Source organism: Arthrobacter sp. KUASC02, from assembly GCF_059739395.1.
Genome location: NZ_AP046053.1, coordinates 2,688,505 through 2,709,203 on the forward strand (window position 1 = coordinate 2,688,505; position 20,699 = coordinate 2,709,203).

General features: G+C 64.9%; 27 protein-coding genes. 13 read left to right on the forward strand and 14 right to left on the reverse strand.

Annotated features, from left to right (window positions below; translation table 11 throughout):
* Positions 1-14: 14 nt before the first annotated feature.
* Positions 15-1,403, reverse strand: a complete 1,389-nt coding sequence (locus AC6JAC_RS12440; protein ID WP_497964874.1) for a sigma 54-interacting transcriptional regulator — start codon at positions 1,401-1,403, stop codon at positions 15-17.
* Positions 1,404-1,497: 94 nt separating this feature from the next.
* Between AC6JAC_RS12440 and AC6JAC_RS12445 the strand changes: the two genes are divergently transcribed.
* Both AC6JAC_RS12445 and AC6JAC_RS12450 read left to right on the forward strand, forming a co-directional pair.
* Complete coding sequence (locus AC6JAC_RS12445) at positions 1,498-2,169, forward strand: MSMEG_4193 family putative phosphomutase (protein WP_497964876.1); 672 nt, start codon at positions 1,498-1,500, stop codon at positions 2,167-2,169.
* Between the two features lie 13 nt (positions 2,170-2,182).
* Positions 2,183-2,353, forward strand: coding sequence for a hypothetical protein (locus AC6JAC_RS12450; RefSeq protein ID WP_497964878.1), 171 nt, complete (start codon positions 2,183-2,185; stop codon positions 2,351-2,353).
* 61 nt (positions 2,354-2,414) lie between these two features.
* Here the strand turns inward: AC6JAC_RS12450 and AC6JAC_RS12455 are convergent, their stop codons facing one another.
* Positions 2,415-3,056 (reverse strand): class I SAM-dependent methyltransferase, encoded by a 642-nt coding sequence (locus tag AC6JAC_RS12455; RefSeq protein WP_497964880.1) that lies wholly within the window; start codon positions 3,054-3,056, stop codon positions 2,415-2,417.
* A 97-nt stretch (positions 3,057-3,153) separates the two neighbouring features.
* Between AC6JAC_RS12455 and AC6JAC_RS12460 the strand changes: the two genes are divergently transcribed.
* Positions 3,154-3,744: a helix-turn-helix domain-containing protein gene (locus tag AC6JAC_RS12460; RefSeq protein WP_028272729.1), complete on the forward strand. Its 591-nt coding sequence runs from the start codon at positions 3,154-3,156 to the stop codon at positions 3,742-3,744.
* A gap of 14 nt (positions 3,745-3,758) precedes the next feature.
* Here AC6JAC_RS12460 and AC6JAC_RS12465 read toward each other — a convergent pair whose 3' ends face one another.
* The gene (locus AC6JAC_RS12465) at positions 3,759-3,899 is read right to left on the reverse strand and encodes a hypothetical protein (RefSeq protein ID WP_497964882.1); all 141 of its coding nucleotides are present in this window, start codon (positions 3,897-3,899) and stop codon (positions 3,759-3,761) included.
* A 132-nt stretch (positions 3,900-4,031) separates the two neighbouring features.
* Between AC6JAC_RS12465 and AC6JAC_RS12470 the strand changes: the two genes are divergently transcribed.
* Positions 4,032-4,661, forward strand: a complete 630-nt coding sequence (locus AC6JAC_RS12470) for an alpha/beta hydrolase (protein WP_497964884.1) — start codon at positions 4,032-4,034, stop codon at positions 4,659-4,661.
* Between the two features lie 157 nt (positions 4,662-4,818).
* Positions 4,819-6,798, forward strand: coding sequence for an APC family permease (locus AC6JAC_RS12475; protein ID WP_347899824.1), 1,980 nt, complete (start codon positions 4,819-4,821; stop codon positions 6,796-6,798).
* A gap of 59 nt (positions 6,799-6,857) precedes the next feature.
* Here the strand turns inward: AC6JAC_RS12475 and AC6JAC_RS12480 are convergent, their stop codons facing one another.
* Positions 6,858-7,013 (reverse strand): hypothetical protein, encoded by a 156-nt coding sequence (locus AC6JAC_RS12480; protein ID WP_347899823.1) that lies wholly within the window; start codon positions 7,011-7,013, stop codon positions 6,858-6,860.
* A gap of 179 nt (positions 7,014-7,192) precedes the next feature.
* Here AC6JAC_RS12480 and arfB point away from each other — a divergent pair, with 179 nt between their 5' ends.
* Both arfB and AC6JAC_RS12490 read left to right on the forward strand, forming a co-directional pair.
* Positions 7,193-7,615, forward strand: coding sequence for an alternative ribosome rescue aminoacyl-tRNA hydrolase ArfB (arfB, locus tag AC6JAC_RS12485; RefSeq protein ID WP_497964887.1), 423 nt, complete (start codon positions 7,193-7,195; stop codon positions 7,613-7,615).
* 158 nt (positions 7,616-7,773) lie between these two features.
* Positions 7,774-8,094, forward strand: coding sequence for a histone-like nucleoid-structuring protein Lsr2 (locus tag AC6JAC_RS12490; protein WP_028272725.1), 321 nt, complete (start codon positions 7,774-7,776; stop codon positions 8,092-8,094).
* 122 nt (positions 8,095-8,216) lie between these two features.
* Here AC6JAC_RS12490 and AC6JAC_RS12495 read toward each other — a convergent pair whose 3' ends face one another.
* Complete coding sequence (locus AC6JAC_RS12495) at positions 8,217-8,612, reverse strand: VOC family protein (protein ID WP_028272724.1); 396 nt, start codon at positions 8,610-8,612, stop codon at positions 8,217-8,219.
* A 91-nt stretch (positions 8,613-8,703) separates the two neighbouring features.
* A complete protein-coding gene (locus AC6JAC_RS12500; protein WP_497964890.1) occupies positions 8,704-9,165 on the reverse strand; it encodes an anthrone oxygenase family protein in 462 nt (153 codons plus the stop codon).
* A 597-nt stretch (positions 9,166-9,762) separates the two neighbouring features.
* Between AC6JAC_RS12500 and AC6JAC_RS12505 the strand changes: the two genes are divergently transcribed.
* Positions 9,763-10,746, forward strand: a complete 984-nt coding sequence (locus tag AC6JAC_RS12505; protein WP_497964892.1) for an AraC family transcriptional regulator — start codon at positions 9,763-9,765, stop codon at positions 10,744-10,746.
* Between the two features lie 68 nt (positions 10,747-10,814).
* Here AC6JAC_RS12505 and AC6JAC_RS12510 read toward each other — a convergent pair whose 3' ends face one another.
* The gene (locus AC6JAC_RS12510) at positions 10,815-11,444 is read right to left on the reverse strand and encodes a GNAT family N-acetyltransferase (protein WP_497964894.1); all 630 of its coding nucleotides are present in this window, start codon (positions 11,442-11,444) and stop codon (positions 10,815-10,817) included.
* A 306-nt stretch (positions 11,445-11,750) separates the two neighbouring features.
* Between AC6JAC_RS12510 and AC6JAC_RS12515 the strand changes: the two genes are divergently transcribed.
* Both AC6JAC_RS12515 and AC6JAC_RS12520 read left to right on the forward strand, forming a co-directional pair.
* Positions 11,751-12,017 carry a hypothetical protein gene (locus tag AC6JAC_RS12515; RefSeq protein WP_497964896.1) on the forward strand — a complete coding sequence of 89 codons (267 nt, stop codon included), beginning with the start codon at positions 11,751-11,753 and terminating at the stop codon, positions 12,015-12,017.
* Positions 12,018-12,147: 130 nt separating this feature from the next.
* Positions 12,148-12,378: a three-helix bundle dimerization domain-containing protein gene (locus AC6JAC_RS12520; RefSeq protein ID WP_051629093.1), complete on the forward strand. Its 231-nt coding sequence runs from the start codon at positions 12,148-12,150 to the stop codon at positions 12,376-12,378.
* Here AC6JAC_RS12520 and AC6JAC_RS12525 read toward each other — a convergent pair.
* The 3 genes from AC6JAC_RS12525 to AC6JAC_RS12535 all read right to left on the reverse strand — a co-directional run bounded on the left by AC6JAC_RS12525 (position 12,372) and on the right by AC6JAC_RS12535 (position 15,136).
* The gene (locus tag AC6JAC_RS12525; protein ID WP_497964898.1) at positions 12,372-13,865 is read right to left on the reverse strand and encodes a CYTH and CHAD domain-containing protein; all 1,494 of its coding nucleotides are present in this window, start codon (positions 13,863-13,865) and stop codon (positions 12,372-12,374) included. The two genes, AC6JAC_RS12520 and AC6JAC_RS12525, sit on opposite strands and share 7 nt — an antisense overlap.
* A gap of 126 nt (positions 13,866-13,991) precedes the next feature.
* Positions 13,992-14,405 (reverse strand): arsenate reductase ArsC, encoded by a 414-nt coding sequence (locus AC6JAC_RS12530; RefSeq protein ID WP_028272719.1) that lies wholly within the window; start codon positions 14,403-14,405, stop codon positions 13,992-13,994.
* Between the two features lie 56 nt (positions 14,406-14,461).
* Positions 14,462-15,136 (reverse strand): arsenate reductase/protein-tyrosine-phosphatase family protein, encoded by a 675-nt coding sequence (locus tag AC6JAC_RS12535; RefSeq protein WP_497964900.1) that lies wholly within the window; start codon positions 15,134-15,136, stop codon positions 14,462-14,464.
* A 46-nt stretch (positions 15,137-15,182) separates the two neighbouring features.
* Between AC6JAC_RS12535 and AC6JAC_RS12540 the strand changes: the two genes are divergently transcribed.
* Together AC6JAC_RS12540 and AC6JAC_RS12545 are read left to right on the forward strand one after the other, a co-directional pair.
* Complete coding sequence (locus AC6JAC_RS12540) at positions 15,183-15,929, forward strand: aquaporin (protein WP_497964902.1); 747 nt, start codon at positions 15,183-15,185, stop codon at positions 15,927-15,929.
* 121 nt (positions 15,930-16,050) lie between these two features.
* Positions 16,051-16,671: a DUF998 domain-containing protein gene (locus AC6JAC_RS12545; protein WP_454698504.1), complete on the forward strand. Its 621-nt coding sequence runs from the start codon at positions 16,051-16,053 to the stop codon at positions 16,669-16,671.
* Positions 16,672-16,712: 41 nt separating this feature from the next.
* On the opposite strand, the gene AC6JAC_RS12550 is transcribed toward AC6JAC_RS12545, so the two are convergent.
* Positions 16,713-17,060, reverse strand: a complete 348-nt coding sequence (locus AC6JAC_RS12550; RefSeq protein WP_497964904.1) for a nucleoside triphosphate pyrophosphohydrolase family protein — start codon at positions 17,058-17,060, stop codon at positions 16,713-16,715.
* A 166-nt stretch (positions 17,061-17,226) separates the two neighbouring features.
* Between AC6JAC_RS12550 and AC6JAC_RS12555 the strand changes: the two genes are divergently transcribed.
* Positions 17,227-17,871, forward strand: a complete 645-nt coding sequence (locus AC6JAC_RS12555; RefSeq protein WP_051629096.1) for a DNA alkylation repair protein — start codon at positions 17,227-17,229, stop codon at positions 17,869-17,871.
* Between the two features lie 27 nt (positions 17,872-17,898).
* Here AC6JAC_RS12555 and AC6JAC_RS12560 read toward each other — a convergent pair whose 3' ends face one another.
* The 3 genes from AC6JAC_RS12560 to AC6JAC_RS12570 all read right to left on the reverse strand — a co-directional run bounded on the left by AC6JAC_RS12560 (position 17,899) and on the right by AC6JAC_RS12570 (position 20,699).
* Positions 17,899-18,657, reverse strand: a complete 759-nt coding sequence (locus AC6JAC_RS12560; RefSeq protein WP_497964906.1) for a MerR family transcriptional regulator — start codon at positions 18,655-18,657, stop codon at positions 17,899-17,901.
* A gap of 107 nt (positions 18,658-18,764) precedes the next feature.
* Positions 18,765-19,067 (reverse strand): hypothetical protein, encoded by a 303-nt coding sequence (locus tag AC6JAC_RS12565; RefSeq protein WP_497964908.1) that lies wholly within the window; start codon positions 19,065-19,067, stop codon positions 18,765-18,767.
* A 138-nt stretch (positions 19,068-19,205) separates the two neighbouring features.
* Entirely contained in the window at positions 19,206-20,699 is a 1,494-nt protein-coding gene (locus AC6JAC_RS12570; RefSeq protein ID WP_497964910.1) for a CoA-acylating methylmalonate-semialdehyde dehydrogenase, read from the reverse strand.

Here is a 20,699-nt window from a genome sequence, read left to right on the forward strand (position 1 = left end):
ATGCCGCCTATCCCCTAGCCGTAGATCGTCTCCTCGTCGTCGGACTCCTTCGAGATCCGCCGGGCGAGGTAGAGCCCTTCCAGGGCAAGTTCGATTGCGGCGGCGCGCTGCCCGTCGTTCCTGGCGTCGAGGCGCCCGCTGATCTCGTCGTAGAGCCCGGACGAGTCAAGGGACGGCAGGTTTTCAAGGAACTCCCGCGCCGTGACATGCTCCCCCGTGGTCACGGTCCGGTGACCGTCGAGCGCGGCCACGAGCGGACCGAGATCGATGCCGTGGAAGTGCGCCCGCACGGCTTCCGCCGTGGCAGTGCGCAGGAGGTGGTCGAGGACGGCTTGTTCGCGCCCTTCTTCGCCGGACTCGAACTCAATCTTGCCCGTGAGGACTTCGACGGCGGGCTCGAGGTCGATGATCCGCGCGACTGCCTCGTCCTCGCCGCGAACGCTGGCCCGGCGCAGCGCTGCTGCGGCGACGGTTTCGGCGCCCGCGATGGCGAACCGTGCCGAAACTCCGGAGGTCTGGTTGATGGCCGGGGATAGCCGCAGCGCACGGGTGTAGCGGGCGAGGATTTCGAGGATGACGGGCGGGACATCGGCCACCAGCCGCCCCTCCTGCCGGATGACGGACACCTCGTCGTCGAGCTCTATCGGGTAGTGCGTGCGGATCTCGGCGCCGAAGCGGTCCTTCAGGGGCGTGATGATCCGGCCTCGGTTGGTGTAGTCCTCAGGGTTGGCTGACGCGACGACGAGCACGTCGAGGGGCAGCCGCAGCACATAGCCGCGGATCTGGATGTCGCGTTCCTCCATCACGTTCAGCATTGCGACCTGGATCCGTTCGGCGAGGTCGGGCAGTTCGTTGATGGCGATGATGCCGCGGTTGGAGCGCGGAACCAGGCCGTAGTGGATGGTTTCGGGATCCCCCAGCCGCCGGCCTTCAGCCACGCGCATGGGGTCGACGTCGCCGATGAGGTCGGCAACGGAAGTATCCGGTGTGGCCAGCTTCTCGACGTACCGTTCCGAGCGGTGGCGCCAGGCAACACGCAGCCGGTCCCCTTCGGTGAGCACACGGGCGCGGGAGTGTTCCGTGATCGGTTCGAAGGGGTGTTCGTTCAGTTCCGAGCCCTCGATCACCGGCGACCACTCGTCAAGCAGCCCGACCAGGGTTCGCAGGAGACGCGTCTTGCCCTGTCCCCGCTCACCCAGCAGGACGACGTCGTGCCCGGCGATCAAAGCGCGCTCAAGCTGGGGAAGGACGGTCCGGCTGAAACCGTACATCCCCGGCCACGGATCACGGCCGGCGGCGAGCGCGGCGAGAAGGTTGCCGCGGATCTCGTGGCGCAAGTCCTTATGGACGTGGCCGGCGGCATGCAGTTCGCCAACGGTGAAGATGTCGGGACGATCAGTCACCTCTCTACCGTAGACCTCCACCGTGCGGGGAATCGAGGGAATTTCCCCCGGTTTTTCACCCGCGGGTCCGTGCCACGGCCTACGCTGGATTTTGATGACTGCAGCAACGGCTTCGGCACCGCCCGCTCCATCCCCGGGACCGGCGGGCACCCTCGTGCTTCTGGTGCGCCACGGAGAGACGCCGACCACGGGCACGGTACTGCCGGGACGGGCACCGGGGCTGCATCTTTCCGAGCGCGGCCGCGCCCAGGCAGTAAGGGTCGCGGAACGGCTCGCGGGTCTTGCCGTCGACGCCATCTACTCCTCCCCCCTGGAGCGCACGCGCGAAACTGCAGAGCCCACGGCAGCCTCCACCGGGCGTGACGTGAACCAGGACGCCGGCCTGATCGAGTGCGACTTCGGCGAGTGGACCGGCGCCGCGCTCGCCGAACTGGCGTTCCTGCCGGAATGGCAGACCGTACAGCAGAGCCCGTCAACGTTCCGTTTCCCCGACGGGGAGAGCTTCGCGGAGATGCAGGAGCGGATGGTCGGAGCACTTGAGGTGCTGCGTTCCGCCCACGCCGGGGGCGTCGTCGTGTGCTTCTCGCATGCCGACCCGATCAAAGCGGCCGTGGCCCACGCCTTCGGTACACAGCTGGACCACTTCCAGCGGATCGTCATCAGCCCGGGCTCGGTCACGGTCATTTCCTACGGCGAGGGCCGGCCCCCTTCCGTCCTCATGGTGAATTCGACGCTGGAACCCTTGAACGGGCTGAGGGCGCGGTGAACGGAAGCAGACGGTGTCCGGACGGGAACTGACACTGCTCACCGACGGCCGCGTCGAGTTGCCGGGACGCATCCCCCGGGGCAGCAACGCGGCGTTCTTCGTCCGGGTTTCCTCCGGGGACGACTCGGCGTATGCGGTCTACAAGCCCGAAGCCGGGGAACGCTACCCGTGGCCGCTTGTGTAGGCGGCCCCGCTATTGCCACTGCCCGAGGCCGCGGATTACCTGGACGCGGTCTCAGGCGGGTTTACTGCCGGGTGGCCCGGACAACGACGTCGCGAAGGGACGCGCCGTGGCCCCCGGGTCCGTCGACTGTGCGCGTCTGTACCCGGTCACTGTCCAGGCTCCACATGGCAGGGTCCAGGCCCCTGGTGATGTCCGCGAGCGTGACGGTGGCCTCGGCGGGAGGGTGGTTTCCGTGTCCCGGTGAGGAGGGGTCGTGCAGGTGCCCGACGATCAACAGCGTGCCTCCCGGCGCGACCCAGTCCGCGATACGCCGGTAGAACGCCAGCTGCGGCATCGCGGGGTGGGCGTAATTGGTGGTCACAAGGTCAAAAAGGCCTCCCGGTTCCCAGATGGTCAGGTCCGCCTCGACCCAGGTCACCCCAGTGGCCACGGTCTGCTTGGCTGCGCTCGCGGCTGCGTGGGTGAGGGCAGCGGCGGAAATATCGGCTCCAGTGACCTTCCATCCGCGAGATGCCAGCCAGATGGCTTCCGCCCCCGTCCCGCATCCGGCGTCCAGCGCCGTACCCGGCGTCAGGCCGTCCGTTTCTTGTGCGAGATACGGGTTCGGGCTGCCCGCGCCCAAGCCTCCAGGCGCAGCATCGTGGACCTGTTCCCAGTGTCTCTCCCAATAGCCCTTGCCGAACGCATGTGCCGTCTGGTCCACGCCGAATCCCTTTCGATTTGATACAAGCTTTACCGTCGATCGTGCCCAACAAGGCGGCGAAGGTGCAAGCAACATTGCCAAATGGCAAAATCGGGGCATGACCCGCGACGTAGACCACACCCTCAACGCTGTCGGACCCCGGCTCAAGCGCCTCCGGCTCCGCCGGGACGTAACGCTCGCGGACCTGGCGGAACAGACAGGGATCTCCGCCAGCACGCTCTCCCGGCTCGAAGCAGGCCTGAGGCGACCCACTCTCGAGCAGTTGCTGCCGCTGGCCCGCGTCCACGGGGTGACACTGGACGAGCTTGTCGACGCGCCACCGACCGGGGACCCCCGCGTTAATTTGCGGCCCGTCGCCAGCGCAGACGGGTCGACGATCCTGCCATTGACTCGCCGGCCAGGCGGCATCCAGGCCTACAAATTCATCCTCCCGGCAGGCAAGGACGAACAGGACCCGCAGCTACGGACCCACGACGGATACGACTGGGTTTACGTGCTCGACGGCACCTTGCGCCTTGTTCTCGGCGAACACGACCTCATCCTCAAACCCGGTGAGGCCGCGGAGTTCGACACCCGCACCCCGCACTGGTTCGGCGCCACAGGCGCCGGTCCCGTCGAATTCCTCAGCCTCATCGGAAAGCAAGGCCAACGCACGCACGTCCGCGCAGCACCCCATCTGGGAAGGTGACACAACCCGCCGACCTAGGGGTTGAAGAAGTCGTTGCCCCGGTCCATGTTCCGCTGGCGGTCCCGCACCGCGCCCACGATCTGGACCCGGGCCTTCCTTAGTGCACCCGACGGCTGAAAGCCGCGTGAATAGAACACGGGAATAGAACACGGCATGGGCTTAGTTGAAGCGTAAAGCAATCCTTTTGTGGATCGCATCAGTAGCGAAACAGGAGCCACCATGGACACCCGTCCCCTCGACTTCAGCAAACCCGCCTTACCGCTCATCGACCTCACCGGGGCAGTAGCTTGAGCAAGCTGCCTGACCCGACCACTGCATGGCATTCGCCGGACGATGCCGGCAAGGCCCTTGTGATCCTGCTGCACGGGCGCGGGTCGCGCGAAACGGACATCATCACTTTGGCCGCCCACCTTCCTATCGGTCCGAGTTACGCAGCGGTGCGGGCACCGCTGGCGGAAGGCCCAGGGTTTGCCTGGTTCGCCAACCGCGGCATCGGCCGCCCCGTAGCCGAATCCCTGGCCGAGACCATGGCATGGTTCAAGGAGTGGCTGGAAACTATCGCGCCTGCTCCGCGGCCAGTGATCCTCGTGGGCTTCAGCGGCGGCGCAGCCTTCGCCGGAGGCCTGGTCCTCGACGATCCGAAACGCTTCGCGGGCGCGGCAATCCTTCGCGGAACCCTGCCTTTCGACGCCGGAGTGCCCACCACGCCGGGCCGGCTGCAGGACGTGCCCATGTTCGTTGCCCACGGCGACGCCGACTCAGTCATACCGGCCGAACTGCTGGAGCACACCTGGGGCTACCTAGCCGACGAGTCAGGCGCAAAGACAGTGGGCGTACGATCCCCGGGCGGCCACAACATAGGCCTTGACGACGTCAAGGCGCTGGCACGCTGGATCGAAGAAGTGCAGGAGCCATAGGCTGCCGGCCTGCCTGAGTGCGTTGGCGCCGTCGGCGTTAAGAAAGCGTAAAGGAATCGGACAAAACCGCCCTTTCCCTCCCGTCCCGGAATAGGTTGAATCGCCGAAGTATGGGTGCAGGTCAATGTGCTGCGCCGGCCGAGCCTAGGAGACGCAAATGAGCGGTACAGACCGCCAGATCATTCCCGCGGAAGTCCGCCGGCCGGGACAACCGACCGATACGGGAAACGCTCTGGGGCGGTGGCTGCTCAAGCACCAGGTCCAGCCGGTGATCGGTCCGGAGAGCCCCGAAGACCACACCACTCCCCAGGCATGGTGGAAGGTCATGTGCCTGACCGGCGTTGACTACTTCTCCACGCTGTCGTACCTGCCGGCCATCGCCGCGCTTGCCGCCGGCGCGCTGTCGCCGCTGGCCACCCTGCTGATCGTTGCCCTCACGCTTCTGGGGATGCTGCCGATGTACCGCAGGGTGGCCCGCGAAAGCCCGCACGGACAAGGGTCGGTTGCCATGCTGGAAAGCCTCCTGCCGTTCTGGCGGGGGAAGATTTTCGTCCTGGTCCTCCTGGGATTCGTGGCAACTTCCTGGATCATCACCATCACGCTTTCCTCGGCCGATGCCACTGTGCACATGCTCGAAAACCCCTATCTCCCGGATTTCCTCGATGGACAGGCCGTCCTCATTACCGTGGTCCTCCTGCTGATACTGGGCGGTGTGTTCCTGCTGGGTTTCAGCGAGGCCGTTGTGGTGGCCATTCCGCTGGTGGCATTATTCCTGTTCCTCAATGCCGTGGTCATCATCACCGGCGTGGCCACCGTCATCAGCGATCCCGAAGCCCTGTCCGCGTGGACCGGGGACCTGTCGGCACGCGGCGGCTTCGGGGACATTGTGGGCCCTGCCGTCATTGCCTTCCCGCTGCTGGTCCTCGGCCTGTCCGGGTTCGAAACAGGCGTCAGCATGATGCCGTTGGTGGCCGCCGAGGGCAGGACCGCCGAGGAACGACTCACCGCCAGGGTGCGGAACACCCGCAAACTGCTCACAGCGGCCGCTGCCATCATGAGCGTCTACCTCCTGGGCAGCAGTTTCGTCACCACGGTCCTGATCCCGGCCAAGGAATTCGAGCCCGGGGGCGAGGCCAGCGGACGAGCCCTGGCCTACCTGGCCCACCAGCAACTGGGAAACGGCTTCGGCACGGTCTATGACATCAGCAGCATCCTGATTCTGTGGTTTGCCGGCGCCTCGGCCATGGCCGGCCTGATCAACATCGTCCCGCGCTACCTCCCCGCCTACGGCATGGCCCCCGAATGGGGACGCGCGGTCCGACCCGTGGTCATCGTCTACACGGCGGTCAGCATCCTCATAACCATCGGCTTCAACGCAGACGTCAACGCCCAGGCCGGCGCCTACGCCACAGGCATCCTGGCCATGATGGTCTCAGGATCCATCGCCGTCACCATCTCCGCCTTCAGCCGGGGCAACCGACGGGCCGGGGCAGGCTTTGCCCTGCTGTCCCTGATACTGCTCTACGCGCTGGCCGCTAACGTCATCGAGAAGCCCGATGGCCTGACCATCTCGGCCTTTTTTATCCTGGGCATCATCGCCATCTCGCTGGTTTCCCGTGTCGCGCGGACCACGGAGCTGCGTGCCGACCTGATCAGATTTGACGAGAACACCCGCCGCTTCATCGCCGATTCCCTGGACTACGACGGCGCCCTGAACCTGATCGCCAACCGCCGCCAGACCGGTGACAACCGGGAATACTCCGAAAAGGAATACGAACAACGGGGCCAGAACGCTGTCCCCGGGACTGCAGACGTCATCTTCCTTGAAATCGACATCATCGACCCCTCCAACTTCGGCGGGACCCTGGACGTGCACGGCGTCGAAGTGGACGGACACCGCATCCTGCGGGTCGAAAGTCCTGCAGCCCCCAACGCCATCGCTGCGATCCTCCTGGCCCTCCGGGACACTGCCGGCGTCATCCCGCACGCGTACTTTGAGTGGTCCGAAGGCAACCCGCTCGCCCACCTGATGCGCTACCTGCTCCTGGGCCGCGGCGACACTCCACCGGTTGTGCGGGAGATCATCCGGAAGCACGAACCGGATCCCGCCCGCCGGCCGCGCATCCACGTGGGGTAACGGGCTTACCCGCAACCATGGAGGTCAGGATCGGCCGGACCGGCAGCGTCCCGCCACGTTCAGGCTTCGGAGTGCCAGATGCCGGTCTCCGCACTGTAGACCAGCCAATGACCGCTGACCGGGCCGTCCGCTGTGGGGCGGTGGCTGACCCACGTGCGGTCGCCCTCCTTCGGCTCCCGCAGAACCGGCTGGTCATCCACACGGTTGACCGTCATGAGAATCTCCCTCCCCGGCTGCAGCGAACTTTGACCCAAGCCTATAACCAGAAAGACCAGTCTGTCTCCTGCCCCTGGCGGGCAACAAAAGCGAGTTCGGCATCGCCTGCGAGTCGCATCGGACCAGGCAGCCCGACGTCGAGGCTTCGATCACGCCCGGCTTGTGCAACGCTTGTTGCATGGATCTGGAGGTGTCGCCCGCGCTCACAATTCCCGCGCCTGAACTCCGCTGGCGGTTCTCCCGCTCGTCCGGCCCGGGCGGCCAACACGTCAACACCTCGGACAGCCGCGTCGAACTCTCGTGGAACGTCAAGAACTCTGCGGCGCTTTCGGACGACCAACGCATGATACTGGTCACGCGGCTCGCACGGCGGCTCATCGCCGGGGTAGTCACGGTAACCGCCTCCGAGCAGCGGTCCCAGTTGCGCAACCGGGAGATCGCCCTGGCCAAACTTTCCGACATCCTGGCAAGCGCCCTTGCCCCCGAAGCTGCTCCCCGCCGGGCGACCAAACCCACACGCGGTTCCAATCGTCGGCGCCTTGCCGCAAAAGAACAGCGTTCGGCGACAAAACAGCAACGACGGCGGCCGACCCTCGAGTAGCGCCCCCTGCCCCGAAGGTGTCCCCCTCAGCGGGGAGCAGGAGCATATTCACAGCAGCCTATTCAGCGTTGAATTACTTCAGGCAATCACGGCATTTCGTGAATTAAGCAATATTGATACCGGATTTATTATCAATGACGAGTGATAACCTAACCGGCATGGCAAAACGAGTAATAACCACGCTTGAAGACGATCTCGACGGTTCCGAAGCGAATGAAACAATCATTTTTTCCATCGATGCTGCCGAATATGAGATTGATCTCAATAACGTCCACGCCGCCGAACTGCGTGAGGCATTGAATAAGTACACCGCCGTCGCGAGAAAGACCACAGGACGCGCCAGGCCGGCGCGACGACCCGGCACCGGCCTCAAAGACGCCAAGGCTGTCCGCGCGTGGGCTATTGAAAACAGCATCCCCGTGAATGCCCGGGGCCGTATTCAGGCTGATGTGATGGAGCGCTACGCAGCAGCGCACTAAAGGGACCCCGGCCGGTGCCGTTCACACGGACGTCACTATGGCTGGCCTGAGACCTAACACAATGAATAGGGACAATCAGGACCGGAGGCCACTAATCGGCGTCCGGTCCTGATTCTGTTTAGTTACCCATCCAGGTGGGCATCCCTGACGTCCTGGGGCGTGGCGCCCTGAATGACCCAGCGGTTTCCGTCCGGGTCCCCGAAGTAGGCAAACTGCACGCCGCCCATGTCTTGAATTTCACTGACATCGGCGCCGCGGCGAAGAAGTTCCGTGCGCACAGTACCCAGCTCCGGCACGACGAGCTGCAACCCTTCGAGGCTGCCGGGCGTCATGCTGGTCATCCCCGTACCTATCACGATGGAAACGGCCGAACCCGGCGGGGTCAGCTGGACCACCCTCATTCCGGGGATGTACTCAACGTCGTGGTCGAGGACAAAACCAAGCTTCTCCGTATAGAACGTTTTCGACCTGTCGACATCGGCTACCGGGACCTGAACAACTTCAAGGCGCATCTCCATGCGCCCTAGACTACCGCCGCCCGGAACCCAGCGCCCGCCACGGGCGACCGTCGGTCGCTGGGCGAGCGTTCTTGGCCATGGCGCCGATCGTTCAGGGATGTGGCACGGAGGCAAGCAGCCCGGCCGCGCCAGCGAAGGAGAGGGCGGCGCGAAGGTGGTTGGCCGGAGTCCAGGATTGCTCGTAGGTGGTCCACTGCTGGCCTGGCTGATCGCCTACGGCATTGGCCAGCTGGTTGTTCAATGGCACGTTCACCACCATGGTGGACGCCCACCCTGCCAGATAGGCCGCTGCACCGGCGACTTGGATGGGTGACCTCGTCAGCGGGTCCGCGGCGGCGACAACGGCGACCGCCGCGCAGGCCGCCGCAGTGCCGAAGAACACGATCATGAACGGTGGCCGCACAGCCATGTGGTTGATGAAGACCATCGTCGCGATGGATTCCTTCGCCGGGCGCCTTCGAAGGGCGGGCATCACCACGGTGGAGAAGGCGAGGTAGAACCCGCCCGCAACTACGGAGCCGGTCCCGGCGACCAAGGACAGCCAGCCGTTCACCGGAGAACCGCTTTCGCGGGCGCGGCCCACATGCCGGTGCCGGCGGTCCCGGGAACACCGTCATTGGCCAGATCTGTCCCAAATTCGCCTCCACTGCAAGGCAAGAATTCGATCCGCCTCCCTGTCGCTGCCGACAATTCGGCGGCAACATCGTTGAGGGTGAGCAGACGGGGACCCTGCACGGAACGCTCTGCCGCCCTTGCCCCGTCTTCGCCGCGTCCGGACAGCAGCACCAACCGCTGGACGCCCGCTTCGGCGGCGCTTTCAACGAAACGGGCGATCACCAAGGACGCCCCCGGAAGAGCAAGATCCGGGCTGTAGCAGAGGTAGGCGGCACTAGCGCCGTCGAGTGCCCGAGGCCAGGTGCCGGAATCGTGCCAATAAAAGGGAGCCCCCTCGCGGCGGGAACCGTCTATCCCCGGTATACGGCGGTCAAGGAGACGGCGGGCCTGCCGGCCGCCGGTACGGCCGGTTCCGCCGGTGACAAGAATGGGAGCGAGGCTTTGTTGAGTCATACCAGTCAGCCTGCCCGGCCCTGCCTGGACGATGAATGCTCCATGATCCATAAAGCATAAGCAATCGTCTATTGTGTCAGGTATGGATCCCATGTCACAGTTCCTCACCGGGCCGCGGGCGCAGGCCGCGTTCGCCCTCCGCGTTGTTATGGATCCGCCCTTTTGCATCGACGTTCAAGACAGGGCCGCGTTGACCGTGATCGTCGCGATCAGCGGACAGGCATGGATCGCCGTCGAAGGAGGCGAACCCTGCCCCCTTCGCCCCGGGCAGGCGGCCACTGTCCGCGGCCCGGCCCCTTACAGCGTCACCGACAAGCCCGGCCGGGCGCCGACGGTGGTGATTGACGCCGGACAATCCTGCCGGACGCCCGCAGGAGAGCATCTGGAGCTCACGATGTCGCACGGGCTACGAACCTGGGGTAACAGCCCCAGCGGGCAAACCGTCCTGTTGATCGGCACGTACCAGTCGTCGGCAGCGGCCGGGCAACTGGTCGCCTCAGGCCTGCCCGTCTTTGCTGTCTTCGATGAACACGACACCGATCCGGCACTCCGCAAGGTACTCGAACGCGAACTCACCCACTTCGGGTTAGGGCAGGCGGCCGCCTTGGACCGGGTCCTTGACCTCTTACTGCTGCACCTGGTGCGCGTCGCTGCAGATCGCGCCGACGGCATGGCCCCAGGCTGGGCAGCGGGCACCCGCGACCCAGTTGTTGCCCGCGCGCTGGCTCTCCTCCACGAGCTACCGTCGGCACCTTGGACCGTTGCCGAGCTCGCCCGGCGGGCACACGTTTCCCGCGCCACCATGGCCGCCCGCTTCCACACCGCAGTCGGGCAGCCGCCGATGGCGTACCTCACTCAATGGCGTCTGGCCCTTGCCGCCGACAGGCTGGCCTCCAGCACTGCCACCACCGCCGTCATCGCAGAAGAGGTGGGCTATAGCAACGCCTTCACCTTCAGCGCCGCCTTCTCCAGGGTCTACGGCACCAGTCCGACGGGCTACCGGCGATCACCCCACGCGCCCAAAATGCAGGCGAGCGGCACGCCGACAAACGAAGCTAAGACCTAGGCTTTTCGCGGTGTTTCTACGGGCGCTGTGCATCTGGCGGCAGTTCAGTCCGCAGACGCCCCGGATGATCAGAGCGTCAGCGGCGCAACGTGCAATTCTGCCAGGGCACGGACCGCCCTGGCCCTGGTCGCGGACCACTCCTCCGTAAGCAACGACAGCACGACGATGTCCCGCCAGGATCCGTCAATCCGCTGCGAGGAACGCCTGCGGGTGCCTTCGACAGTGAACCCGAACCGTCGGAGGGACGAAATGGACCTGTGGTTTCGAGGATCCACATCGCATTCGACGCGCCCTGCGCCGTGGGAAAACAACCAGTCGAGCAGCGCCAGCTTGACCTCAAGGTTGGCTTTCATGCCCCAGAACGCCGGGCTGATGATGGTCCTGCCGATCTTTACGCGCTCCGTCGGGGCATGGGTTTCCGTAACGCCGGTGGTGCCGATGAGGAGCGGACCGCCGGGCAGGCCAGTGTAGTGCACCGCAAAGATCCGGAGCCCTTCATGGCGCCGGCTGATGAAGCGGACCGTCTCGTCGTGCGTTAGTGGACGGCGGTGCCCATCGCCGAACCCCGTGGCCCAGATATCGTCATTAGCGAGGATATGGGCCAGCGCCTGGATGTCGCCGGCGCCGAACGGTGACAGCACAAAGCGGCCTGTGACGGTGCGTAAAGTCGGCAGGGCGCGGGGCAGGCGAAGCGTCATTGTGACCTTTCCATGAGGGATCGTCCGGACAGCATCCGGGACGAGGACGAACGCCGAATGAACGCAGGGCGATCTTTCGGTGAGCAAGTCCGGGGACCCGCTTTGCGGCCGCTCACCCCCGCATAACAGAGGCCCACATTGCCGGCCGGGCGGAACGCATAGCTCGTCTGTTCCACGAAAACAAGGTCTGGCAGGGCCGATCGCGGGGTCCTACAATCGGGATGGACGCAACCGGTCAAGGCACCCCCGGACACGCCCGCGGGGGAACCACACTATGGTCCAGCGGTGCCGGCTGGGATGCGGACAATGACAGATATTCAGGGGCTCATCAGCTCCCTCCGGCCTGACGACCTGGCGGAACTCCAGGAGCGTGGCCCGGGCCAGTTGCTGGAGCCGGACATGCTGGATGCCATTGACCGTGCCGCCGGCGGACCCGGTGAAGGTCGCGGCTACTACATAGTCCGCGGCAGCCTCGAACCGCTGGAACGACGCCAGTACTACCTCCGCGACGACGTCGCCGCAGCCATCTTTGCCCCCTCCACGCTGGAAGGCGCCGCCGGGGCAGACGCCTGACTGCCTTTTTGAGCGCCGCCCCGGCACCGCGCCGCAAATGATCCACCGGGCAACCGGAACTCGCCGGCGTGCCCCGTCATCTCTGCGGGATTGGTTGACGCCCGTTCCGCCCCGGGGCGACACTGGCGGAGTGAGCGAAGCGGAAAAAGAAGCCATAGTCCGTTCGGTCGTGGACCGTCTGTCAGCGCGCTTTCCGGAAGCGGAGCGGACGCACATCGCGCGTATCGTCGACGAAGAGTACGAGTCGCTGGCGGGCGGGCGAATCAGGAGCTTCATCCCTACCCTCATCGAGCATGAGGCCAGGGCGCGGCTTCATCGAGAATTCGCCCCCGAGCCGTCTCAACCGGGTCCGTTTCAGTGAAGCGGCTTGGGCGGGGATTTACGCCATACCCGGAAGAACCGTTTGCGGGCTTCGGCGCCGCGTAGTTGTTCCAGCGCGTGGAGACGGCCATATGTGAATGCGTTTGCGTTGCCGCCCTCCCCGGACTCGGCGGCCAGTGACTGCAACTTCTCCCGGATGACGACACTGTCCTGATGGTCACCCAGAATTGTCTGGATTTCTTCAGCGGTACGGGCGAGCCTGGAAGACCGTTTTCTGAAAATTGGCAGGGCTGCTTCGGCTGCGTAGCGGAGGCGTTTCGCGCTCTTCCGGACCTCATGCAGCGCAGCGTCGGGTGACGCGTCATCCGGTATTTCTTTGAGGCCTTTCACAGCACGCCGTAGACGCTTCCTATCTGCATTGACCAGCCGGGCTATCGTCCCCGGGGCCTTCTTGTCGGCAGGTCCGCCCAGCGGCGGATAGGCGAGGAAGTCATCCAGGGCATCAAGAAGCCGAAAGTACCGGTCGCCCGTCATGGCGGCGAGGCCTTCGGCGAGGGCAGCCTCATGGGCGGCCCCAAGCTGGTCGTCGATGTGTTGCTTCACCGGGCCACTGATCAGATCCGGCCGTTCGGCGCTGATCAGGTCGTTCAAATGGGTCCGCATGACCTCCAGATCCCGTGCCGCGCCCACCGCCCCGGCCAGCCATTTGAGTTCTCCACGCAGAAACTGCGTGGTCCCCTTATCCGTCAGCTTGCGGAAGCTTGCGAGCACGGACCGCATCCGGCGTGCTGCCACACGGAGCTGGTGTACGGCGTCCGGCGCCCCCTCCCGCACCCCGGGGTCGTGCGTCTTCAGGGCCTCGACCTGTGCATTCATGTACCAAAGCAACACCGCTGACGCGTCGCCAGTGCGCGGAGGCTCGGGCGCCGGGCCGGTGCCAGCCGGATATCGGGCACCAAGCGCCCGTGCCAGCTTCGAGGGCAGCTCCGCAGGCAGGTGGCCGGCGCGGGCGAGCACCACATCTGCGGCGTCCAGTAGTTTCCGGTGCCCGTCGATCAGTTCGATCTCCCATTCCCGCCAGGCGGCCTTGTCAACCGGTTCCAGGAGCATCCGGGATTCCACCCGGTCATCGCTGAATTCGGCCAGGACGGTTCCGTCGGCTGCAATCAGGGGAATAGCCGTACGTCGGGTTGTCAGGTGTGCCACCGCAACCAGTTCCTGGTTTCGGGTATGGGCCAGCACCAGGTCCTTCAACCGTGCCGGTACGCAGTCCGGGTCCTTGTTCAGCGGCTCGTTGATTTCGCGCCGTTCGCCCGCGGCCACCGGCAGCTTCAGATGCCATCCGGCATCATTCCCGCCCGTACGACGGCGCAAGGTAATCCCGCGGGCCGCAAGCGCTAGCGTCGCGGTGTCGAAATACACTGCGTCGAGATTCTGATCCGATGGCGTTCCTACGCGGTCCACTCCGGCGATCGTCGTCAATGCCGGCAGCGCAACGGAGGCTCCGACGTCGAACTTTCGTTCCACTTCCAATTTCCCTGTCGCGGGCATGCTTCATCGTAGGCCGGGATTGTGCCCTGGCGTTGTGCCTAAAGGCCCCCTTGTGAGCCGAATCCGGGGAAGCGATCCCTGCTTTACAGGAGGAGCAGGCGGTTATGTGAGGAGCGAGGCGATCAGGCCCTCGATGCGGGTCTTAATCTCGTCGCGGATAGGGCGGACGGCGTCCACGCCCTGGCCCGCAGGATCTTCGAGGACCCAGTCTTCATAGCGCTTGCCGGGGAAGTACGGGCATTCGTCGCCGCAGCCCATGGTGATCACCACATCGGATTCCTTCACGGCCTCGGTAGTGAGGATCTTGGGGATTTCGGCAGACATGTCGATGCCGAGTTCCGCCATTGCTTCGACGGCGGCAGGGTTAACCTTGTCAGCGGGCTGGGACCCGGCGGAGCGGACCTCGATATCACCCTTGGCCAGGGTGGTGAGGAATGCGGCGGCCATCTGGGAGCGCCCGGCGTTGTGGACGCAGACAAAGAGGACGGAGGGCTTCTTGGCGGTTTCGGTGCTCACGGGGTTTCTCCTGAAGTAGTTTCGTTCAGCCATGGATTGATGATTTTTCGTAGTAATCAGGCGGCACGCACGCGAGGTGCCAGATCGTTGACGCGGCGGGCTAAGTCCGCGAAGGCATTTTCGAACGCCTCGTCGGTGCCCAGGCGAAGCGGATCCCTCACTGACCAGTGGACACCGTGAAGGCCGGTCAGTTCCTCATGGGCGTTGTCGCAGACCGTGACGACGAAATCTCCCTCCCCCGCCACCAGGTCCAGGCTGCGCGGGGTGTGGTCTGCGAGATCCAAGCCATGACGACGGGCGACCTCGATGGCGCCTTCGGCTATGCGGTCCGCAGGGTGTGTTCCTGCCGATGCCGAGGGGATTTCGCTGACATGCTGCCAGAGCGCGGCGGCCAGCTGTGACCGGGCGCTGTTGCGTGTGCAGACGAAAAGAACCCGGCGTGCTCCATGTTCAGCCGCTGGCACCAGGCCCTCCAGGGCGCCGGCCGCAAGCCGAACGTAGCTGCGTCGCCGGTCAGCTTCGGACCGGTGGCGGGTGGTCAGCCCGGCCACTTCCAGTGTGCGCAGATGATGGGACAGCAGATTCGAGGGAATCCCAAGTTCGGCCTGTAGTTCCATCGGAGCAAAGTCCCCCAGGGTCAGCAGATCGACGATGCGCAGGCGCGCGGGATCGGCCAGGGCCGCATACTTGGTTACCCTCGCCTGAAACGGGCTTTTTCCCTCAATACACATTGATCCAATTTTGACTGAGTTAAATCTTTCGGTCAAGCTGTTGGATATGACCAAGACTTCCAACCAGCCGCAGCTCTGGCGCCGCGCCGTGGCCGAACTACTCGGCACCGGCCTGCTTGTGACGATCGTCGTCGGCTCCGGGATCGCCGCACAGCAACTCTCCCCCGGCGACGTTGGCCTGCAGCTGCTCCAGAACAGCACCGCCACTGTGCTGGGCCTGACCGTGCTGATCCTGGTGTTTGGGCCCGTAAGCGGTGCGCATTTCAATCCTGCCGTCTCCCTCGCCGACTGGGTCCTGGGCCGGCGCGGCGGCACCGGTTTGACCCTGCCGGAGCTCGGCACCTATGTCGTGGCGCAGACTGTGGGTGCGGTCAGCGGCAGTGTGCTCGCGAACGCAATGTTTGAGGTGGGCACGTCTTTGTCCGCCAAGGAGCGGGCTACCCCGGGGCACTTGCTGGGTGAAGTCGTGGCGACCGCCGGGCTGATCCTGCTGATCTTCGCCCTGGCGGCGACTAAAAGGGGCGCACTTGCCGCACCGGCGGTGGGCGCCTACATCGGCGCCGCGTACTGGTTCACGTCGTCGACGTCGTTTGCCAACCCGGCCGTGACAGTCGGGCGCATCTTCAGTGACACGTTCGCCGGTATCGCACCGGCATCCGTTCCCGGCTTCATCGTGGCGCAGCTTATCGGCGCGGCAATCGGCCTTGGCCTCCTCGTTGTCTTCTACCCCTCCGCGGCCAACACCGCGGACGACGTCGTCCTGCCGCACGCATCCGCGCGAGCCGGCTCGTAAAGGGCCGCTCCCAAGTACGGCCAGGTTCCTGGCGTACTAGGCTTCCCTTGTGATCTTCAGGACGGCTCCCGGTCCGACGGCGGACGCAGAACGGCGCATCAGACGGTTCGCCGCAGCCGGAATGATCGGTGCATTCCTATTCGTGTCCGTCTTCACCGTCTACGGGTGGTTGTACCCTGGATACTCCCCGACTCGGATGTTCGTCAGCGAGCTGTCGCTTGGCCCCTATGGCTGGGTTCAGATCCTCAATTTCGTACTGACCGGCGCCTTGATCCTGGCGTTCGGCGTCGGCCTCTCTGCGCACTTCAGCACGGGCGCCGCGTCCCGAACCGGCCCCGCGCTGATACAGGGCATCGGCGTCAGCCTGATAGCGTCGGGACCGTTCACCACCGACCCCTCGGCGATGTTCGGCCAATCCAGCATCCAAGGGGTCGTGCACGGAGTCTTCGGCGCCATTGTCTTCACGTTCGCGCCGATCAGTTGCTTCGTTTTCTACCGGCGCTTTCGCCATGATCCGTTCTGGCGCCCACTGTCGGGATGGACGCTGGCTACAGGCGTCGTCCTTACGGTCGGGATTGTGGTGCTCAAGATCAGCCAGCAGGTCGAGAGCGGACTGTTCGAGTGGAAAGGCCTGGTGCAGCGCGTCCTGCTCATTGCGCTGATGGCGTGGATCTTCACGGTGGCATACCGACTGCGCAGCCACTACCGGACCACGGCGCCCGCCCGCCGGTCGCCGCCCTAGGCGTACTGCACAGGCAGCTGTGCGCCCAGGCCAACCGGCATTCAGCCCTCCACGGCGCCTTCAAGGCCGGCCTGGATCGTGTCCATCGTCGTGTTGAAGGCACCGGTCATGTCGATGCCGAGACGATCAGCAAGAACGAAGATCCACCAGAGCGATTCCGAAAGCTTATGTTCAAGCTCCGCGGCGGGGTCACCGTCAATGCCCCAGGTGCCTTCGTGAGCGAGAAGGAGCCTGCCGATGTACCCGACGTCGTTCGAGAACCCCAGCATGAGCTCGTGGTCCGACCAGACCTTTCCGTTCAGGCGCCGCTCAAGAATTTCATAGAGCGCCCGCACTTCAAGGGCACGGTCACGGGCGTCAGCGAGTTCGGCATGTTTGGGGGTGGGCATTACGTCCTTCTTCCTGTCAGTAACCTGTGGAACGCAACCGGAGCTCGAATTACTCACTCCGTTCCGAGACTATTCACCAGCCTCAATTGACGCTGCTTCCAAGTAGGCTAAATCCACACGCGACGGACAGGAGGCTGACTTGGCAGAGACGACGGTGGCCGAAGTAATGGCGGAGCTGGACGCGCTCGAGGACCCGAGGGCCCGCGAGGTGAACGAGAAACACGGTGACGATCACGGCGTGAATCTCAGCAAACTGCGCGGGCTCGCGAAGCGGCTGAAGACGCAGCAGGAACTCGCACGCGAGCTCTGGCGGACGGAGAACACCGCGGCGAGGCTGCTGGCGATCCTGATCTGCCGCCCGAAGGCGTTTGACCGTGACGAGCTGGACGTCATGCTGCGGGCGGCCCGCACTCCCAAGGTTCACGACTGGCTTGTGAACTACGTCGTGAAGAAGAGCGCTCACGCCGAGGATCTGCGCCTCGCCTGGTCCCCTGATCCGGATCCAGTGGTCGCGAGCGCCGGCTGGGCGCTGACCACCGAACGCGTGGCGAAGAAGCCCGAGGGCCTCGACCTCGCAGGGCTGCTCGATGTCATTGAAGCGGAGATGAAAGAAGCCCCGGATCGCCTGCAGTGGGCGATGAACCACTGCCTGGCCCAAATCGGGATTGAGCATGCTGAACTTCGCGCTCGTGCCATCGGCATCGGTGAACGACTGGAAGTGCTCAAGGACTACCCGACTCCGCCGAACTGCACGTCTCCGTTCGCGCCCGCCTGGATTACAGCGATGGTACGTCGGCAACACGATAACTAGGAGCGCGTTCGGAGAACTGGTGTGCGCTTACAGGTTCGCTTCCGCATACACGCGAAGGGCCTCCCGCACGAACCCGGCCCCGGACTCGCCGCCATAATTCGCGCTGAACCGAGGATCGGCAACGTACATTTCGCCGAGGCCAAGCACGTAGCCTTTCAGGTCACCGCCCGGCGCTGACGCCGGGGTCCCGGGGATACCCCGGAGCCATTCCACCTGCCGCCGTGCAAGCCCCTGCGCCTCGTCGCTGTCCGGGGCGACGCCCTTGCCGGCCGCTGCGATCCAGTCGCTTCCGAGTTGTTGCGAGCGCTGCTTCCACTCCGCCTTTTCCGCACCGTCCATTCCTTGCCACCAGGCATTGCTGCTGGCGTAGGCATCCTTGCCCCAACGGTCCTCCACCTCCTCCCTGTACTGAGTGTGGTCAAAGCCGTCGAACATGTTCTCTGCCATGAGTTCCCTACCTTCGTTTACTGCCTCGATAGTGTTCTGGACGGACAGAATCTGCCGGCTCAGCCGTTCCTGTTCGTGCCGAAGCCATCTCAGGTGCCCACGCAGGGCCGTAGCGGCGTCCGACTCGTTGCTAAGCACGTCGGCGATCACCGGCAGCCCAAGGCCCAACTCCCGCAGCAACAGGATCCGCTGAAGGTGAAGGAGAGCTTCCTGGTCGTAGTGCCGGTACCCGTTATGGGCAATCCGGCTCGGCTTGAGCAGGCCGATCTCGTCATAGTGCCGCAGCGCCCTGCTTGTGGTGCCGGCGATCCTGGCGATCTCCTGGATCGACCAGTCCATGCGCGCCTCCCCTCCGTGGGTCCGTCCTATAATCCGACTCTAAAGGTTGACGCAGCGGCAAGGTCAAGAGCGCGGGGAGACGCGGGAAAGAACGTGCCGGGAGCGGCTCAAGCCCTGCGCGGGAGGAGCCTCGCGGCCAGGACCACAAGCACGGTCGTAACTGCTCCGGACAGGAGCACCTCGTCGAAAGAAAGCCCGTCGATGTTCGGCTGGAGTTCCTCCTGGGTGGCCCAGCCAAACCACATCTCGCTGGTGATCAGCTCGACGCCGAAGCAAGCGACGGCTACGATCGCCATGGACCACAGCCGGCGTGCCGCTCCCCTGCCGACGGCCAGCGCGGTGATGAGGCCAAACCCAAGGGACAGTGCCACAAGTAACCCCAGGCCCTGGAGTCCCAGATCCCACTGCATCGCGGTGCCTCCCTTCGCGCATGTCCTTCTCCGTCAATCGTCGGTGCGGCAGGTGCGACAAGATAGGGGCGGAATGCCCGGGGTCCCTTCCGTCACGGGACCGGCTGCGCTGGCCATGTCAGCGCAGCCGGGATCCGTTCAGTTGGAGGGGAAGTTGTACGACGCCCCGGAGGCGTGGCTCGCTTCGGGCCAGCGGGAGGTGACGACCTTGCCCCGCGTGTAAAAGGACACGCCTTCCGGGCCGTAGATGTGTTTGTCACCGAAGAGCGAGGCCTTCCAGCCCCCGAAGGAGTAGTAGGCCACCGGCACAGGCAGCGGCACGTTGATGCCGATCATGCCGACATCAACCGAACGCTGGAACTTCCGGGCCGCTGCGCCGGAGGAGGTGAAGATGGCCGTGCCGTTGCCGTAGGGGTTGGCATTGATGAGCCTGATGCCCTCCTCGAGGTCCTCCACCCGGACCACGACGAGGACGGGGCCGAAGATTTCCTCGGTGTAGGCGGTCATTTCGGTCTTGACGTGGTCGATCACGGTGGGCCCGACCCAGAAGCCTTCCTCGTGGCCGCGGACCACCAGGTCGCGGCCGTCCACCACCATGGCGGCACCGGCGGCCTCCGCTTCGGTGATGGTCTTGATGATGAAGTTTTTGGACTCTGAGCTGATGACCGGTCCCATATCGGCGTCCGGTTCCGTGCCGTTCCTGACCCTCACAGCCACGGCGCGTTCTTCGACCTTCTTCACCAGCAAATCGGCGGCATCGCCGACGGCAACGGCAACGGAAATGGCCATGCAGCGTTGACCGGCGGAACCGAACGCCGCGGCAGCCAGGTGGTCCGCGGCGTTGTCGAGATCGGCGTCGGGAAGGACGATCGCGTGGTTCTTCGCGCCGCCCAAAGCCTGGACCCGCTTACCGTGCGCGGTTGCTACCTCATTGATGTGCTTGGCAACCGGGGTGGAACCCACAAAGGAGATGCCATCTACGTCCGGGTGCGTCAGGAGGCCTGAGACCACTTCGCGGTCACCGTGCAGGACCTGGAATACGCCGTCGGGCAGTCCCGCCTGCTTGAAGAGCTCGGCCAACAGCATGGCCGCAGAAGGGACCCGGTGGGAGGGCTTGAGGATGAAGGCGTTGCCGGTGGCGATGGCCATCGGAGCCATCCACAGCGGCACCATGACCGGGAAGTTGAACGGGGTGATGCCGGCGACGACGCCAATGGGCTCACGGAAGGAGAACACATCAATGCCGGTGGAGACCTGGTCCGAGTACTCTCCCTTAAGCAGCTGCGGGATACCGCACGCGAATTCGATGACCTCCAGGCCGCGGCCGATCTCGCCCTTGGCATCGGAAAGGACCTTGCCGTGCTCGGCCGTGATGAGCTGGGCAAGCTCCTCCACGTGGGCGGCGACGAGTTCGCGGAACTTGAACAGCACCGCGGTGCGCTTGGCCAGGGAAATGTCGCCCCAGCTGACGGCGGCGGCTTTTGCCGCCGCGACGGTGCCGTCAAGATCCGCCCGGCTGGCCAGCCGCAGTTCTGCGGTGACGGCGCCGGTGGCGGGGTTGTAGACGGGTTTGGTGTCCGTACCGGTTCCGGCGGCTTCGGATCCGCTGATGAAGTGGTTGATGACGGTCAT

Excerpts from the sequence above, each read along its gene's own strand:
- AC6JAC_RS12535 (WP_497964900.1), bottom strand. The coding sequence starts at position 15,136 with ATGTGTATTGAGGGAAAAAGCCCGTTTCAGGCGAGGGTAACCAAGTAT.
- AC6JAC_RS12475 (WP_347899824.1), top strand. The coding sequence starts at position 4,819 with ATGAGCGGTACAGACCGCCAGATCATTCCCGCGGAAGTCCGCCGGCCG.
- AC6JAC_RS12540 (WP_497964902.1), top strand. The coding sequence starts at position 15,183 with ATGACCAAGACTTCCAACCAGCCGCAGCTCTGGCGCCGCGCCGTGGCC.
- AC6JAC_RS12570 (WP_497964910.1), bottom strand. The coding sequence starts at position 20,699 with ATGACCGTCATCAACCACTTCATCAGCGGATCCGAAGCCGCCGGAACC.
- AC6JAC_RS12465 (WP_497964882.1), bottom strand. The coding sequence starts at position 3,899 with ATGCCGTGTTCTATTCCCGTGTTCTATTCACGCGGCTTTCAGCCGTCG.
- AC6JAC_RS12550 (WP_497964904.1), bottom strand. The coding sequence starts at position 17,060 with ATGCCCACCCCCAAACATGCCGAACTCGCTGACGCCCGTGACCGTGCC.
- AC6JAC_RS12555 (WP_051629096.1), top strand. The coding sequence starts at position 17,227 with ATGGCGGAGCTGGACGCGCTCGAGGACCCGAGGGCCCGCGAGGTGAAC.
- AC6JAC_RS12480 (WP_347899823.1), bottom strand. The coding sequence starts at position 7,013 with ATGACGGTCAACCGTGTGGATGACCAGCCGGTTCTGCGGGAGCCGAAG.
- AC6JAC_RS12460 (WP_028272729.1), top strand. The coding sequence starts at position 3,154 with ATGACCCGCGACGTAGACCACACCCTCAACGCTGTCGGACCCCGGCTC.
- AC6JAC_RS12565 (WP_497964908.1), bottom strand. The coding sequence starts at position 19,067 with ATGCAGTGGGATCTGGGACTCCAGGGCCTGGGGTTACTTGTGGCACTG.
- AC6JAC_RS12495 (WP_028272724.1), bottom strand. The coding sequence starts at position 8,612 with ATGGAGATGCGCCTTGAAGTTGTTCAGGTCCCGGTAGCCGATGTCGAC.
- AC6JAC_RS12445 (WP_497964876.1), top strand. The coding sequence starts at position 1,498 with ATGACTGCAGCAACGGCTTCGGCACCGCCCGCTCCATCCCCGGGACCG.
- arfB (WP_497964887.1), top strand. The coding sequence starts at position 7,193 with ATGGATCTGGAGGTGTCGCCCGCGCTCACAATTCCCGCGCCTGAACTC.
- AC6JAC_RS12545 (WP_454698504.1), top strand. The coding sequence starts at position 16,051 with ATGATCGGTGCATTCCTATTCGTGTCCGTCTTCACCGTCTACGGGTGG.
- AC6JAC_RS12515 (WP_497964896.1), top strand. The coding sequence starts at position 11,751 with ATGACAGATATTCAGGGGCTCATCAGCTCCCTCCGGCCTGACGACCTG.
- AC6JAC_RS12510 (WP_497964894.1), bottom strand. The coding sequence starts at position 11,444 with ATGACGCTTCGCCTGCCCCGCGCCCTGCCGACTTTACGCACCGTCACA.
- AC6JAC_RS12505 (WP_497964892.1), top strand. The coding sequence starts at position 9,763 with ATGGATCCCATGTCACAGTTCCTCACCGGGCCGCGGGCGCAGGCCGCG.
- AC6JAC_RS12560 (WP_497964906.1), bottom strand. The coding sequence starts at position 18,657 with ATGGACTGGTCGATCCAGGAGATCGCCAGGATCGCCGGCACCACAAGC.
- AC6JAC_RS12490 (WP_028272725.1), top strand. The coding sequence starts at position 7,774 with ATGGCAAAACGAGTAATAACCACGCTTGAAGACGATCTCGACGGTTCC.